The sequence below is a fragment of the Saccharospirillum sp. MSK14-1 genome (genome assembly GCF_003054965.1).
Taxonomy (GTDB): domain Bacteria; phylum Pseudomonadota; class Gammaproteobacteria; order Pseudomonadales; family Natronospirillaceae; genus Saccharospirillum.
Window position 1 is genome coordinate 582,815 of sequence record NZ_MIES01000033.1, and the last position, 15,311, is coordinate 598,125.

At 54.9% G+C, this 15,311-nt stretch carries 14 protein-coding genes; 8 read left to right on the forward strand and 6 right to left on the reverse strand.

Annotated features, from left to right (window positions below; all coding sequences use genetic code 11):
* Positions 1-62: 62 nt before the first annotated feature.
* Both BGP77_RS11690 and BGP77_RS11695 read right to left on the reverse strand, forming a co-directional pair.
* On the reverse strand, positions 63-251 hold the full coding sequence (locus BGP77_RS11690) for a CPXCG motif-containing cysteine-rich protein (protein ID WP_108164910.1): 189 nt from the start codon (positions 249-251) through the stop codon (positions 63-65).
* Positions 252-254: 3 nt separating this feature from the next.
* Positions 255-524 (reverse strand): DUF1289 domain-containing protein, encoded by a 270-nt coding sequence (locus tag BGP77_RS11695; RefSeq protein ID WP_255414357.1) that lies wholly within the window; start codon positions 522-524, stop codon positions 255-257.
* 511 nt (positions 525-1,035) lie between these two features.
* Between BGP77_RS11695 and BGP77_RS11700 the strand changes: the two genes are divergently transcribed.
* Entirely contained in the window at positions 1,036-1,890 is an 855-nt protein-coding gene (locus tag BGP77_RS11700) for a DUF1989 domain-containing protein (RefSeq protein WP_108164912.1), read from the forward strand.
* A 3-nt stretch (positions 1,891-1,893) separates the two neighbouring features.
* On the opposite strand, the gene BGP77_RS11705 is transcribed toward BGP77_RS11700, so the two are convergent.
* Together BGP77_RS11705 and BGP77_RS11710 are read right to left on the reverse strand one after the other, a co-directional pair.
* Entirely contained in the window at positions 1,894-2,874 is a 981-nt protein-coding gene (locus tag BGP77_RS11705) for an NAD(P)-dependent oxidoreductase (RefSeq protein WP_108164913.1), read from the reverse strand.
* 24 nt (positions 2,875-2,898) lie between these two features.
* Complete coding sequence (locus BGP77_RS11710) at positions 2,899-3,471, reverse strand: TetR/AcrR family transcriptional regulator (RefSeq protein ID WP_108164914.1); 573 nt, start codon at positions 3,469-3,471, stop codon at positions 2,899-2,901.
* Positions 3,472-3,648: 177 nt separating this feature from the next.
* Here BGP77_RS11710 and BGP77_RS11715 point away from each other — a divergent pair, with 177 nt between their 5' ends.
* The 3 genes from BGP77_RS11715 (at position 3,649) to putP (ending at position 9,387) form a co-directional block, all read left to right on the forward strand.
* Positions 3,649-4,431 carry an AraC family transcriptional regulator gene (locus BGP77_RS11715; protein WP_108164915.1) on the forward strand — a complete coding sequence of 261 codons (783 nt, stop codon included), beginning with the start codon at positions 3,649-3,651 and terminating at the stop codon, positions 4,429-4,431.
* Between the two features lie 159 nt (positions 4,432-4,590).
* Positions 4,591-7,773 carry a bifunctional proline dehydrogenase/L-glutamate gamma-semialdehyde dehydrogenase PutA gene (putA, locus tag BGP77_RS11720; RefSeq protein ID WP_108164916.1) on the forward strand — a complete coding sequence of 1,061 codons (3,183 nt, stop codon included), beginning with the start codon at positions 4,591-4,593 and terminating at the stop codon, positions 7,771-7,773.
* Between the two features lie 153 nt (positions 7,774-7,926).
* Complete coding sequence (gene putP / locus BGP77_RS11725; RefSeq protein ID WP_108164917.1) at positions 7,927-9,387, forward strand: sodium/proline symporter PutP; 1,461 nt, start codon at positions 7,927-7,929, stop codon at positions 9,385-9,387.
* A gap of 57 nt (positions 9,388-9,444) precedes the next feature.
* Here putP and nhaD read toward each other — a convergent pair whose 3' ends face one another.
* Entirely contained in the window at positions 9,445-10,701 is a 1,257-nt protein-coding gene (gene nhaD / locus BGP77_RS11730; protein WP_108164918.1) for a sodium:proton antiporter NhaD, read from the reverse strand.
* Positions 10,702-10,991: 290 nt separating this feature from the next.
* Between nhaD and BGP77_RS11735 the strand changes: the two genes are divergently transcribed.
* From BGP77_RS11735 to cfa, 4 genes are all read left to right on the forward strand, one after another.
* Positions 10,992-11,570 carry a DUF998 domain-containing protein gene (locus BGP77_RS11735; protein ID WP_146171239.1) on the forward strand — a complete coding sequence of 193 codons (579 nt, stop codon included), beginning with the start codon at positions 10,992-10,994 and terminating at the stop codon, positions 11,568-11,570.
* Positions 11,567-12,448: an AEC family transporter gene (locus BGP77_RS11740; RefSeq protein WP_108164920.1), complete on the forward strand. Its 882-nt coding sequence runs from the start codon at positions 11,567-11,569 to the stop codon at positions 12,446-12,448. Before BGP77_RS11735 ends, BGP77_RS11740 begins: the two co-directional genes overlap by 4 nt.
* 3 nt (positions 12,449-12,451) lie before the next feature.
* A complete protein-coding gene (locus tag BGP77_RS11745) occupies positions 12,452-13,090 on the forward strand; it encodes a gamma-glutamylcyclotransferase (protein ID WP_108164921.1) in 639 nt (212 codons plus the stop codon).
* A 162-nt stretch (positions 13,091-13,252) separates the two neighbouring features.
* A complete protein-coding gene (cfa, locus tag BGP77_RS11750; RefSeq protein WP_108164922.1) occupies positions 13,253-14,458 on the forward strand; it encodes a cyclopropane fatty acyl phospholipid synthase in 1,206 nt (401 codons plus the stop codon).
* Here the strand turns inward: cfa and BGP77_RS11755 are convergent.
* The gene (locus BGP77_RS11755; RefSeq protein WP_199224269.1) at positions 14,455-15,279 is read right to left on the reverse strand and encodes a pyruvate, water dikinase regulatory protein; all 825 of its coding nucleotides are present in this window, start codon (positions 15,277-15,279) and stop codon (positions 14,455-14,457) included. The two genes, cfa and BGP77_RS11755, sit on opposite strands and share 4 nt — an antisense overlap.
* Between the last annotated feature and the right edge of the window lie 32 nt (positions 15,280-15,311).

The window sequence follows — 15,311 nt, forward strand, 5'->3', positions numbered from 1 at the left end:
TCGCACCAAGGATGAACAATAGACCGGCGTGAATGTGCAAAAAGAGGGCGGCGTGCGGGTGGTCAGTCGTCTTCGCGCAGCAGTTGGATGTTGCCGTCCGGGCTGATCAATACACGCATGGGGCGGCAGCAGACTTCGCAGTCTTCAATGTAATCCTGTTCTTCATCCATCGGGTCGGTGATTAATTGAATGGCAGCGCCGCAGTAAGGGCAGGACAGGGCGGTCAGGTCGGTGAACAGAGAGTCGTTCATGGTTTAGGTTTCTTCAGCGTCGTCAGATTCAAACAGCGACACTTGCAGGCTTTGATCGGGGGCGTCTTCATCATTGAGCGGTGCACCGCGAGCCAGGCGCAGTTTGCGAATCTGGCAGGCACGGATCACTTGTCGTTTGGTGGCCGTATCAAGCTGATGCCATTGCTGGCGTTCAGTGCGCGAGCGCAGGCAACCGCGACAGAAACCGCGCGGTCCGGATTCGCAGACCCCGATGCAGGGACTGGGGATGTCGAAAAATTCCAGCTGCGTCACAACAATGCGACCCCTTGACGTTATCTCGAGCATAACGCCGATGCCGGCATCAGACCAGTTGGCCGTCGGTATAGGTCGCCAACAAAAAACGGCGCCATCACTGTAGGAACAATGATGACGCCGCGGTCGTACATGCAATGCAGGATTAGGGTGAGTGTTGGGGTCGGGTCGTATGCAAAGACGACGGTGAGGTCACCGTAGCGTCGAAGTCATAACACTCACCGATATCCTGTCAGCAGCCAGCGCAGGGAAGGTTCAACCTGTTCACGCCCTCGCTGCGCTGGCTTGGTAAATCCAAAGCAGGGCGCGTGCCATTATTGAATGCCAACCGGTACAGGCAGAGCAGACGCCAGCTCTAGCCGTGCTGTTGAATCGGGGTGACAGCGTCCAACGCTTCAAAACGCACCAGGGCTGTGCTCGGTAAGACAGGGGCGCACCACCAACCGGACTTGGCAGGCGGTGTTCGTCACTGCATGCTGGAGCACCCAGTTCATGCATACTGAAGTCGCTTATGAAATCGTCCCCTGAATTTCCGCTTCCTGCTGATGCTGCTGCTCGCCGCGCCGAACCCGCGGTGGTGGCTTACCCAACGAACGATCACACCACCGCTGACCGGCGCGTTTATCAAAGCGCTCGTCAAAAACTGACGTTGCTGAAGTGCCTTGAAATTAACCCGCGCAGTGCCGACGTTTTTTCTGTACCAGCGGGCCATTTCTTTCGCATCGTTTCGACCGAAGGGCCGCAGGTGGGTGATCTGAATCTGTGGCATCAGCATGACTTAAACGAAGCGTTCTACAGCGGCAAAACGCGCGCTTTGCACGGCACTCACCTGAGCACCGGTGATCGCTTGTGGAGTCGTTTTCCGTTTCTGCGTCCGCTGGCGACCATCACTGCCGATACGCTCGATTGGTACGGTTGGGACGACGACGGTTGCAGCGTGCACGATGTGATTGGTACGCGCTGCGATCCCTACACCGAGCATCAATTGAGTGGCCGGCATTATCACCACTGTTGCCACTCCAATTTGACGCGCGCCCTGGCCGACTACAAAGGCTGGTCGTTCGGGCAGGCCGAGCCTTATGTGCACGATGTATTGAATGTCTTTATGTGTACTGGTTTCAGTCTCGATACGCATCAATACATCATGAAAGCGAGTCCGGTGCGGCCCGGCGATTATCTGGAATTTTTTGCCGAAGACGATTTGCTCGGCGCGCTGTCGGCCTGTCCGGGCGGTGATTGCAGCGCCAGTCATTCCAGTGATGCGGCGTCGTGTTATCCCTTAGTGGTGGAAATCTATCAGCCGGATTCGACCAATAGTGGGGGATGGGAATCGCCGTCGGTCAATGGTTATCGAGCCGACGGCTAGCGCTTACCAGGTGTTGTTTTTTAACTCGGCCAGACCGTCAGCGCGGCTGATGGCTGGCTGATAACCCAGCTCGGTTTTTGCTTTGTTAATGTCGAGGGTGACCTCAAACGCAGAGGTCGCCAGCGATTGTCGGGTCACCGGGCCTCGGATCACACCGCCGCTTATCCGGCTGAGAAAATCGCCCCCGCTCGCCAGTGTTTTCAGTAACCTCAGTGGCACAGTTTTGTCGGGAACGGCAACGTCTTGAGTGGCCAGTAAGTCGGTGGCGAATTGGCGGAATTCAACGGGTTCGTCGTCGGTTATAAAATACACCTCGCCGTTTTTGCCGTTCGCCAATGCGCACTCGATGCCCACACAGAGATTGTGAATATGAGTGGTGGAGGTTTGGTAATGCCCTCCGTCAATCCAGGCCAGCTGTCCCGATTCGGCTGCTGCAACTAAATGCGGCAAGGCGGTGGTGTCATCGCGCCCCCAGACAAACCGCGGCCGCACGACGATGACCTGAAAATCCTCAGCGGCAAAGGCCAGTGCCTGACGTTCGGCAGCGGCTTTACTGCGGCTGTATTCACCAATGGCTTTGGCAGGTATCGGTTGATCTTCGTTGATGTGGTGCAGCGGTTTTCCTGTCAGCAAAACCGATTCCGTACTGAGCACCAGCGCTTTTTTGATACCCGCGCGACGAGCGCTGTCGAGTACGTTACGGGTGCCGTCGACATTGGTTTGGTACTGCGTTTTGGAGCGGTTGTCGTGATCGGTATCGGCGGCTGCATGAATCAGTACCGCGCAACCGGCCATCACCTCAGCCAGATGACTGTCGAGTACATCGCCACGCACGGCTTTTGCTCCCAGGGTTTCTATCATCGCAGCCGATTTTTCGCTGCGTGCCAGGGCGTTCACCGCATGACCTTGGGCGGTCAGAAAACGGATCAGGTTACGGCCGATGTAACCACTGCCGCCGGTTAAAAAGTACGACGTTGTTGTCATCAATTCATTCTCAAAGGTTGGGATTCAGTCGGGGTTGGCCGCGTTGCCAGGCTGGCTGTTCACCAGCCATTTGATGTCACCGAGAATTTCACGGCGCTGCTCGTCGGACCAATGCAGGTAGTCGAACGACTCCAACAGTTTCAGGCCTTCCAGGGCCAGGTAAGCCAGACGCGCACCGCGTGGGTTGTTGGCGGTATCGAGCACCGACGCCAGGGTTTGCTGCTGGTTGGTTTGGATGATGCCGCGCAGCGTCTGGTCTTGCGCCAGCGCCGCACACAGCTGCAACGCGACCGCACCAAACTCTTCAGGAAACGGCTGACTGGCGGCGTTGATCCGGCCACGAATCACTGGACTGTCGGTGTTGCCCAGTGCGTCGATCTGGCTTTGGTTAAAGGCGTTGTCCCGGTCGGTCGCGCGTTGCACCACCGCCGCAATCAGCGCCTGTTTGTTTTTGTAGTCATAAAGCACCGAAGCCTTGCTAACGCCGGCCTGGGTCGCAACGGCATCGAGTGTTAAGCGGGTAGCGCCATCGCGGGCGACGACGGCTTCGGCCGCATCCAGAATGCCTTGCTGATCAATGCTCCGGGTTCGAGCCATGCTGTTTCTCCATTAATAACCAACCGGTCGGATATTAATTGAAATAAAAGCGGTCTGCAAAGATTTCCGGTGTCGTTTTGTAGGGATACCGGCCTGGCTATTGGCAACGGGGCTGGCGCGGCTTAAGGTGTCACCCACTGAGACGGGGTCCGACTTTAGTCGGTAAAAGGAGGCAGCATGTGGCTGGGTGGAGTGAGTCGATTGGCGCAGATGCCGCAAAGCGGCGATCGTCATCATCACCGTCATCATCAGGTCGTGCTGGGCTTTGAAGGGGCTGCTGATTTTGAGCTCGAAGGCACCGGTGGTGAGCAGCTGCGCATCGGCGGTGGTTGTCTGGTGCCCACCGAATGCGGCCATGCGTTTCAGGGGCTCGGTGATAATCGCATGCTGGTGCTGGATTTTGATCTGGACAGTGCCATCGACAGCCGCATCGATCGGGAAATGCTCGATCGTCTGTTCGACCGTCCGCATTATTTCCAACTGGACGAGCATTTCAGCACCTTGCTGAAAGCCATGGCGCACGAGTTGGAGTTGCACGGCCAGGACCCTCAAATGCAGCAACACATCAGTGCGTTGTTGTTGCACAGTCTTTACCAGCGCCTGACCGGCGAGACCTTACGAGCGCACGAAAGCCCGGGTCGGCTCGATATGGAGCGCATTGATCAACTGATCAAACAGCGCCTCCAGGACAAAGTCTCAGTCGCAGAATTGGCGGAAACCTGTCATCTCAGTCTCAGTCAGTTTCACCTGCGTTTTCGTCAGACCACGGGTCTTACACCTTACCAATATGTGATGAAACACCGCCTCGATCAGGCCGTTTGGCTGTTGCGTTGTTCGTCCCATCCCATTGCTGACATTGCCGTTGAAACCGGCTTTTCCAGCCAGAGTGCTTTGACGCACGCCATCAAAAACGAACTGGGTTTGTCACCGGGCCAGGTGCGCCGTCAGCAGTCCAGTTAAGTCGTTTTCCGACGTCAAGAACCGTCGCTTCAAGCTGTGATCTGAGTTCGCAACAGCGGATTTTTTTGCAAAAGAACCGGTTTTTTTGACAAGCCAGCAACGAGCACGGCGCTCTACTGTGGTTGGTCAGTGATTCACCTAACCGACAGGCACGACGCTATGACTCAGTTTGATCCGGCCCGGGCGCTCTCCGGCGAATACCGTAATCTGGACGCGGACCAATGGTTCCGCTTTATCTGTGATCAGTACGCCGTCGATGAAGACGAATACATGGCGCAGATGATTGAGCTGGCGGAACCGTCCGACGGCAGTCGCGCCAAGGTAGAAAGCACCGCGCGCCGTATCGTTGAACAGGTGCGCGATCAGGGCGATGTTGCTCACGCGGTCGACAAACTGCTGCAACAATACAGCTTGGATAATGAAGAAGGCGTGATTCTGATGTGTCTGGCCGAAGCGCTGATGCGTGTGCCCGATGCCGAAACCGCTGACGATCTGATCCGCGACAAACTGTCAGTCGCGGATTGGAAAGAACACATGGGTAAGTCGGATTCTTTGCTGGTTAACGCCTCGACCTGGGGATTGATGCTGACCGGTAAAGTGACGTCGCTCGACAGCCGCGAAACCTCGCCGGCGAACCTCTTGTCCAAACTGATTAATCGCGCCGGTGAACCGGTGATTCGTGCTGCGATGAACCAGGCCATGCGCATTATGGGCAAACAGTTTGTGCTCGGTCGCAGCATTGGCGAGGCCATCAAGAACGGCCGCGACTATCGCAAAAAAGGCTACACCTATTCCTTCGACATGCTCGGCGAAGCGGCCTTTACCGACCACGATGCCGAGCGTTATTTCCAGTCCTACCTCGAAGCTGTGCGTATCCTCGGTGAGCGCAAAGACGAGTGGGGCGAACTGCCGCGTCCGACCATTTCCATCAAACTCTCCGCACTGCATCCGCGTTACGAAGAAGCGCATCAGGATGATGTGATGACCGAGCTGGCCGATCGTGTCAGCCAGCTGGTTGTCGAGGCCCGTAAGCTGGGCGTGGGCATCACCATCGATGCCGAAGAAATGGACCGGCTGGAACTGTCGCTACGTCTGTTCAAGCAGGTTTTTAACAGCGACGTCGCCCGTGGCTGGGGGCATTTTGGTCTGGTGATTCAGGCGTATTCAAAACGTGCGCTGGCGGTGCTGGGGTATCTGACCAAACTGGCGCAGGAACAAGGCGACATCATTCCGATTCGTCTGGTTAAAGGCGCTTACTGGGATACCGAAGTTAAGCACGCCCAGCAGTTGGGTCTGGCCGATTATCCGGTCTATACGCGCAAGGAAAACACCGATGTGTCGTATTTGGTGTGCGCGCGTTTTCTGATGAGCGATGCCGTTGGTGGTGCGCTCTATCCACAATTTGCCACGCACAATGCTCACACCGTGGCATCGGTGTCGGAACTGGCGCGTCTGAATCCAAAGCGAGAATTCGAATTCCAGCGTTTGCACGGCATGGGCGATGCGCTCTACGACAGTTTGCTGGAATCCGATAAACCCACGGTGCGGATATACGCGCCGGTTGGTGCGCACAAAGATTTGTTGCCGTATTTGGTGCGTCGCCTGTTGGAAAACGGTGCGAATTCCTCGTTCGTCCATCGCCTGGTCGACGCTGAAACTCCAGTGGGCGATCTGGTGCAGTCGCCGGTGGAAGTGGCCCTGCGTCATCCGGTGTTTCGCAATCCGAAAATTCCTCTTCCGGGTGAGATGTTCGGTGACAGTCGTCGTAACTCTCAGGGTTATAACCTGGCGGTTGCGTTTGAACGCGAGCCGTTGCTGGAAGACATTGCCGGTTACGATGAAACCCAGTGGAATCTGAAACCGCTGGTGGCAGGCAAGGCGGTGGCAACCGGACAAACGCAAACCATAGTGTCACCTTATGACACTAACCAGAGCGTCGGCCAGTTGGATTGGACGACGGCCGAGCTGGCAAGCGAAGCACTCGCCGCGGCGCATCAGGCCTGGTCCGGTTGGAACCGAACGCCCGCGGTTAAGCGCGCGGCCTGTTTGGATAAACTGGCCGATTTAATGGAAGCAAACACCGCTGAATTGATGGCGCTGTGCGCGCGTGAAGCCGGTAAAACCTTGCAAGACAGCATCGACGAAGTGCGCGAAGCCGTCGATTTTTGCCGCTATTACGCAGCCGAAGCCCGTACCAATATGAGCGAGCCCACGTTGCTGCCCGGACCGACCGGTGAAAGCAACGAGCACTATTACGAAGGCCGTGGTGTCTTCCTGTGCATCAGCCCATGGAACTTCCCGCTGGCAATTTTTACCGGCCAGATCTGTGCGGCACTGGTCGCCGGTAATACGGTGTTGGCAAAACCAGCGGAACAAACTTCGCTGATTGCTGGCCGCACCATCGAACTCTTTCATCAGGCCGGTGTGCCGACCGATGTGCTGCATTACCTGCCGGGCGCGGGTGCTACTTTGGGCGATGCGTTGTTGCCGGACGAACGACTGGTCGGCGTTGCCTTCACGGGCTCGACCGAAACCGCGCATCGCATCAACCGGACGCTGGCGCAACGCACCGGTGCCATTCCGACCTTGATTGCCGAAACCGGCGGTCAGAACGCCATGATTGTTGATTCTACGGCACTGCCCGAACAGGTCGTGGCGGATGTCATGCAGTCAGCCTTTGCCAGTGCTGGTCAGCGTTGTTCGGCGTTGCGTGTGTTGTGCGTGCAAGACGATATAGCCGATCGAATTATTGAGCTGATTGGCGGCGCGCTGGGTCGACTTAAAATTGGGAACCCGCAGTTTTACGCCACCGATTCTGGCCCGGTGATTGACGCCAAGGCACACCAGGCGTTGTCCGAATACGTTGAAGGCTGGCGCGCTAAGGATCGAGTGGTGGCTCAGGCCGAGTTGGGTGAAGGCACTGAGAAAGGCCACTTCCTGGCACCGGTGGTGCTGACCATTGAGGGCTTCCACGAAATCGGCCGCGAGCAGTTTGGTCCCATCCTGCACATTCATCGCTTTAAAGCGAAGGAACTGGATCAGGTGATCGAGGATATCAACAACACCGGCTACGGACTGACGCTGGGCATTCACAGCCGCAACGAAGCGACCGCTGCTTATATTGAAGCGCGGGCGCGTGTTGGGAATTGCTATGTGAATCGCAACCAGATCGGTGCCGTTGTTGGTGTGCAGCCGTTTGGCGGCCGTGGATTATCGGGCACCGGTCCGAAAGCCGGCGGCCCCAACTACATCAAGCGCTTTGCGACGGAGCGGGTGCGCACCATCAACACCACTGCCGTTGGCGGCAACGCCACCTTGTTGTCGCTGGAAACCGACGACTGAGGGGTCAACGAAGTTGCCGCTGCATCTTGGCGGCCACTGCCCAGGGGTGTGACGGGTGAGCGTCACTCTCTGGGTAAGCCGGCTTTGGCCGGATAACAATAACGTCATGCTCGAATCAGCATTGATCAAAACAACTACAACCTGGAGTCAACTATGAGCAATATGTTTGCTATCAGTTTGACCTTTATCGCCTATCTGGCGGTAATGCTATGGATTGGTATTTGGGCGTATCGCCGTACCACTAACTTGTCGGACTACATCATCGGTGGTCGTTCTTTGGGGCCTTGGCCGTCGGCACTGTCCGCCGGTGCGTCGGATATGTCGGGTTGGCTGTTGCTGGGTTTGCCCGGCGCGGTTTACGCGTCTGGTTTGGGGGCGTCCTGGATTGCCGTTGGCCTGTTGGTCGGCACCTATCTGAACTGGCTGGTAGTGGCACCGCGTCTGCGTGCTTATTCTCAAGCCGCGTCCGACAGCCTGACCCTGCCTCAGTATTTCAGCAATCGTTTTGAAGACACGGTCATGATCCGCGTGATCGCTGCGTTCTTTATTTTGCTGTTCTTCCTGTTCTACACCAGCTCTGGTCTGGTTGCCGGCGGTAAGTTGTTCGAGAGCGTCTTCGGTCTCGACTACACCGTTGCCGTCACCATCGGCACCATTGCCGTGGTCTCTTACACCCTCTTTGGTGGTTATCTGGCCGTTTCCTGGACCGACCTGGTGCAAGGCTTGTTGATGGCAGCAGCACTGATTCTGGTACCGATTGCTGCGTTGATTGCAGTGGGTCAGGGACCGGTCGGCGTATTGAACGACACCAACCCTAACATGCTGGGCCTGTTCACGAACCCGGATGGCAGCACCTTAGGTGCCATGGCGATTATTTCGTCGCTGGCCTGGGGCCTGGGTTATTTCGGTCAGCCGCACATTTTGGCGCGTTTCAAAGGCATCAAGAGCCGCGCTGAAGTGCCGACGGCGCGCCGCATTGCGGTAACCTGGACATTCATCGGCATGGCCGGTGCGTTGCTGGTGGGTATTGCGGGTAACGGCTATTTCGATACGCCGCTGGCCGATGCTGAAACCGTCTTTATCAGTCTGGTTCAGGGCATCTTCCATCCGCTGGTCGCCGGGGTACTGTTGGCCGCCATTCTGGCTGCGATTATGTCGACCGCCGATTCTCAGTTGCTGGTGTCGTCTTCAGCGTTGACCGAAGATTTCTACAAATCGCTGTTCAATAAAGACGCCGACCCGCAATTGCTGGTTAAGATCGGTCGCGCCGCGGTGGTGGTGATCGCCATTGTTGCCTGGCTGTTTGCATTGAACCCGGAAAGCAGTGTCCTGGGTCTGGTGTCTTATGCCTGGGCAGGCTTCGGTGCGGCCTTCGGTCCGGCGGTGATTCTGTCGCTGTACTGGTCACGCATGAACCGCTTTGGCTGCCTGACCGGTATCATTGTCGGTGGTTTGACCGTGGTGATCTGGAAGCAGCTGTCCGGCGGTTTATTCGACATGTACGAAATCGTACCGGGCTTTATTCTGTCAACGTTGGCCATTGTTGTGGTGAGCCAAATGACAGCGGAACCGTCGAAAGAAATGGAAGCCACCTTTAAAGAAGTGAATGGCTGATCATTTGTTCGGTTTCATCAAAAAGGGCGCCTAGGCGCCCTTTTTTTGTTTGATGAATTACAGACCGCCATGCATCCAGTTACCCAGCAAATACACCAGGTAATAACCCAGCGTATAGGCTGGAATCAGTAACCAGATTGACGCCAGGTGAGATTTGAAAGTCAGTTCTTTCACCTTACTCATGGCGACAATGCCAGCGGCTGAGCCAATGACCAGCAAGGAGCCACCCGCACCGACGGCGTAGGTGAGGCCCATCCAGGCCGTAGCATCCATATCGATGTCGGACTTCAGAAGAGCCGCGGTTAACGGCACGTTATCGACCAGCGCGGAAACAAAGCCAATTACATAGTTCGCAATGAACGAAGGCGCTTCGGTGTATTGCAGTGCGATCATATCCAGGACGGCAATTTCTTTGAGCATGCCAACCAGTAATAAAATACCCAGGAAGAACAGCAGCGTTTCGAATTCGATGACGCGAATAAATTCGAGAATCTGATCTTCGTCATCGTTATAGAAACGTGAGATTAAAAACATCACCGAGAGACCGGTTAAAAAAGTCAGCGCGGGTGGCAGTTGATAGAGTGCATTGCCGACGATGGTGGCAAAAATGGTCAACAAAAAGACCGCGGCAATGATCATGTCCACACGCCGGACTTCGTGGCGGTTTTGCTCGATCACTACCCGACCTTTGAGACCAAAGGAGAGCATCACCGCCAATGCCATAACGGCAATAAAAGAGGGCGCAATCAATGACAGCAGATCAGCAATGCCAATTTTTCCTGCCAGGAAGATCATCAAGGTAGTGACGTCGCCGGTAATTAAAGCAACGCCGCCGGAATTCACGGCAAAAATGACCAGTGTGGCGAAGCGCACGGTCTTTTTGGCGTCCAGTTTCAGCGACAAAACGAGCGTCATGGATACCAAGGTGGCGGTGATGTTGTCGGCCAGCGAACTGAATACGAAGCAGAATACTGCGGTTAAAAACAGCAGGACTTTTTCACTGACTTCTTTGGGCATAAAGAGGTAAATCAGATTCTCGATCATGCCTTTTTTGTTGAGGTAAGCCACGAAGGTCATGGTGGCCACCAGGAATAGCCAGAGATTGGCAATTTCCCCGAGGTTTTCACTGAAGGTTTCGCTGACCATTTCCCGTGATTGAGGGTCATCGACAAAGACGTACAGCAGCACCCAGGCCAGGGTGCCGAAAAACAACGTAACTTTGGCTTTATTGACGTGAGTTACTTCTTCGAAGATGACGCCCAACAAAGCCAGGACGGCGAGGGCAATTAACAAGGGGGTCAGAAACTCTGGCATAACGTAACGCTACCTCTGTGCATCTATGAACCGGCACAGCGGTTGCGCATGCAGTCGTCGGGGCACGTCGCTGAGGATCAAAGCGAAGCGTTGGCGCTTGGCGCGATAGCTATGCCGAAACCGGTGAAAGGTGTAAGGCGCGCGAATTATACGCAAGGCGATGGGGGAAATCACTTGGGCTTATGAGCCGAAGCGTTGCTCCTCAGGCAATGATGTGTTGGGCAGAGTCTGCTTTTCCTGTCCTCGGCCGGCCGTTAAGCTACGGCTTTTACACACCGATGGAAGCCATTGTGAGCAAGGCACTTTTTTTAAGCGCGCTGTCGGCGCTGTTAATCTTCGCCACGCCCTGGTTGTTGGGTCTGGATCTGCCGAACCAGTTGATCAATGAACGCGGTGCTTTGGAGTACAGTGAGCGCTCCTTGGCGAACGGTGTTTTTCTGCTGATCGGCGCGTTTTGGATGGGCACGGTTGAAGCCGTCCGCAAATTCCACGAACCGCAGCGTATGGATCCTTGGGTTCGTTTTGGTGTCATTGCCTTTGCGGCCAGCCTGATCGGCCGCATGGTGTTCCCCTGTGATCTGAGTTGCCCTTTGCAAGGGTCAGTCACTCAACTGCTGCACAACACCCTGGTTTGGGTGCTGTATGCCGGTGCGTTGGTCGCAGGCTGGCGTTTGACGCTGATGACGGTGTTGGGGCGGGTATTGAAGTGGGTGCTGCTGGTCTGTTTTGTGCTGCTGCAACTGGCGTTCTGGCAACGCAATGCGTGGCCTGGGGTGTGGCAATTGGGCTACGAATGGAGTTTTGCCGTCTTATGGCTGCTCTGGGTTTACCAAACGACGCGCGCTGATGGCGCTAAGGTTAATGGATGATTGAACGTATTGCCGCCATCGTTGTCCCCATATTTTTGGTGGTGTTGGTGGGTTATCTATACGGGCGAAGGCACGCGCCGGATATGGAAGCGGCCAATCGCATCAATATGGATGTGTTTACCCCTTTTCTGATTTTAAGCGTTTTTGCATCGCGGCCGCTGGAGTTGAGTCATTACGGACCATTAGCACTGGCCGCCATTTTAGTGACTCTGCTGCCGGGTTTGCTGGCCTGGCCTTTGGGACGAATGATCGGCGCTCAGTGGAAAACCTTTGTACCGCCGATGATGTTCCGGAACAGCGGTAATATGGGCCTGCCGCTGTTTCTGTTTACCTTTGGTGAGCAGTACATGCCGGTGGCGGTGATTCTATTCATTGTCGAAAACACCCTGCATTTTACCGTGGGTATGTGGCTGCTTAATCCACGAACTCATCTGCTCGCCGTACTGAAAAATCCCATGATTTTGGCGGCAGTCGGCGGTTTGCTGATTGCGGGTTTTGATATCAATCTGCCCGATTGGCTGGTTCGTTCACTGCAATTGTTGGGTGACATAGCGGTACCACTAATGCTGTTTTCACTGGGCGTACGCTTGGTCAGGCTGGATCTCAGTGGCTGGCGTATTGGCGTCATCAGTGCCATTGCCGCACCCGTGCTCGGGCTGCTCGTTGCCTGGCCACTGGTGGTGCTGTTTGATTTGCCACCGGTGCAGGCCGGCATGTTGATGCTGTTTGGCGCCTTGCCTCCGGCGGTGCTGAATTTTCTGGTGGCCGAACGCTTTAACCAGCAGCCTGACCAGGTGGCGGCCATGGTGCTGTTCTCCAATGCCGCCAGTCTGGTGGTTATGCCATTGGTTTTAGCCTGGGTTCTGGTGGGAGTCTGAACAATGCTGGAGCAGATGAGGGCCTTCCTGGCTGAGGCCGATTTAACCGATTTGGGCGCCATTGAACGCGTCATATTGCAGCATAAACCCGATGCTGGTCCGGTGTGGGTGTTTGGTTATGGGTCATTGATCTGGAACCCGGAAATGGCCGTGGTGGAAGACGGCGCCGCCAGCCTGGCGCATTATCGCCGTGAGATGTGCATCAAGGCGACGGTGCACCGGGGGTCTCCAGAACAGCCAGGTTTGGTCTTGGGCATTCGATACCAAGCCGGTGGTTGCTGCGAAGGTCACGCCTTTCGGCTCGACCAAGCACAGCTGCAACCATCCCTTCATCGACTGATTGAGCGCGAATTAGTCACCGATTGTTATGTGCCGCTGTGGCTGCCGATCGATCTGTCCGATGGACGCAGCGTTTCGGCGCTGACCATGGTGGTGAACGAAAGTCATCCACAATTTGTGCAGCCGGATCTGGACGACAAGGTTGAGATGATTCGCCATGCGGTTGGAGGCCGCGGTTCCAGCCGGGATTATCTGTTAAACATTGCGCGCCATCTCAGTGAAAACGATATTCGGGATGCCGAAATAGAAAGCCTGGTAGTGCGACTGCAATCACAGCGCAATCATCGTCACGTTTTTGAATAAACCACTGTACGACCTGGCTATTGACAGCATTGGCCGAATTAATTCGAATAGCATAAGCAATCGGAATAATGTCGGGAAATGCCCGGTTGGCGATACCTTTTTTGTAAGGTATCGCTAGCAGTACCGAGGCTCTTGTATCAATCTTTTGAACAGGAGTGCGGGATGAACAGTGATACCGATACCAGTAAAACCTTAGGTTCATCGGCGCCTCCAGCCGACGCGAATGCTGCAGCCTTTGCCCGCGGCACCCAACATACCCCGCCTGATCATTTCGTACAGTTGCTGGCACTGGCCGATATTCGGATTAATGGTGAGCGCCCCTGGGATATCCAGATTTATAACACCGCTTTTTATAAACGGATTTTACGCGATGGATCCATCGGTCTAGCCGAGTCTTATATGGACGGCTGGTGGGGTTGCGAGCAGTTGGATGAGTTCTTTACCCGAGTTTTAAGAGCGCGCTTAAACGATCGAGTTGGTCTGCTGGTCAAGTTGAAATTAGCACTCAGTGCAGTGGCGTATCAGTTGCTAAATTTTCAGAGCATTAAGCGCGCCTTTCACGTTGGTGAAGCGCATTACGACATCGGTAACGATCTTTATCGCCGCATGCTCGATCCGCGCATGATGTACAGTTGCGGCTACTGGACTAAAGCCGACAATCTGGCCGATGCACAGACCGATAAGCTCGACTTGATTTGCCGTAAACTGAAACTGGAACCCGGCATGAAACTGCTTGATATCGGCTGTGGTTGGGGCGGGATGGCGGCTTATGCAGCTGAGCAGTACGGCGTAGAGGTAACCGGTGTCACCATCTCTCGAGAGCAGCACAAACTGGCGTGCGAAATGGTGCAAGGTTTACCGGTCGATATTCGGTTGCAGGATTATCGGTCGTTAACCGGCCACTACGATCGCATTGTCTCGGTGGGTATGTTTGAGCACGTTGGGGTTAAGAATTACCGGACGTTTTTTACCAAAGCGGCTGAGTTACTGAGCGATGATGGTTTGTTCTTATTGCACACCATTGGTGATGAAATCACTACGAAAGCGCCAGAACCTTATATCCATAAATACATTTTCCCGAATGGAAAAATTCCATCGCGCCAGGAAATTACGCGCAGCAGTATTGATTTATTACGGTTGGAAGACTGGCACAATTTTGGCCCGGATTATGATCGTACGCTCATGGCCTGGGCCGACAATATCAACAAAGCCTGGGAGGAACTGCCTCAGTATGATGAACGTTTTCAACGGCTGTGGCGGTTTTACCTCTATTCCTGCGCTGGTTTTTTCCGTTCTCGCCAGGGGCAGCTATGGCAATTGGTTTTTACAAAACCAAGCTTCCATCACGAGTACCGGAGTGTGCGTTAATTTCGCACCCGCTCACGCAACCGTTTGTCGACAAGAATGCGTGTCGAAATTTCTTCAATTGATAGTTGGGTGGTATCGATAAAGGGAATGCCAAAGCGACGAAACAACGCTTCGGTCATTCTTACTTCGTCTTCACACTGTCTTAATGAGGCGTAATCGCTGTCTGCTTTACGGCCGTGCCGAATCTGATGCAGTCGGCGTGGCGCGATGGTTAATCCGTAAAGTTTGTCGCGATGGCTTTGTAGAACCGGTGGTAATTTGGGGTGATCAAAATCGTCCATCGTTAAAGGGTAGTTGGCTGCGTAAACATTGGCCTGCAAGGCCAGATAAATGCTGGTGGGGGTTTTCCCGGATCGTGACACGCCCACCAGAATAATATCCGCTTGATCGTAGTGCTGGGTACGTCGGCCATCGTCGTTTTCCAACGCAAACTGCATGGCATCGATGCGACGCTGGTATCGACCCTGATGCGCCGATACCTGAGGTCGGCCAATGCGAATATTGGAAGGTTGGCCCAGTAAGTTTTCCAGCGGCGAAAGAAAGGTGGAAATCACATCCACCACGTGGGCATCGCTGGCATGGATAACCGCGCGGACTTTGGGGTCGATGATGGTTTCCACAATGATGGGCTGCAGGCCACTGCTACGAGCATCACGCGCGATACGATCTACCGCATTGCGCGCCTTGGTTTCTGTGTCGATAAACGACATGACCGTCTCGTTAAACTCGAGTCCATCGAAATGCGATAACAAACTGTAACCGACGGTTTCAGCGGTAATACCGGTGCTGTCGGAAATGAAGTAGATGGAGCGAGTGGTCATGGTGAATCCTTCCATTGACTGACACAGATCAG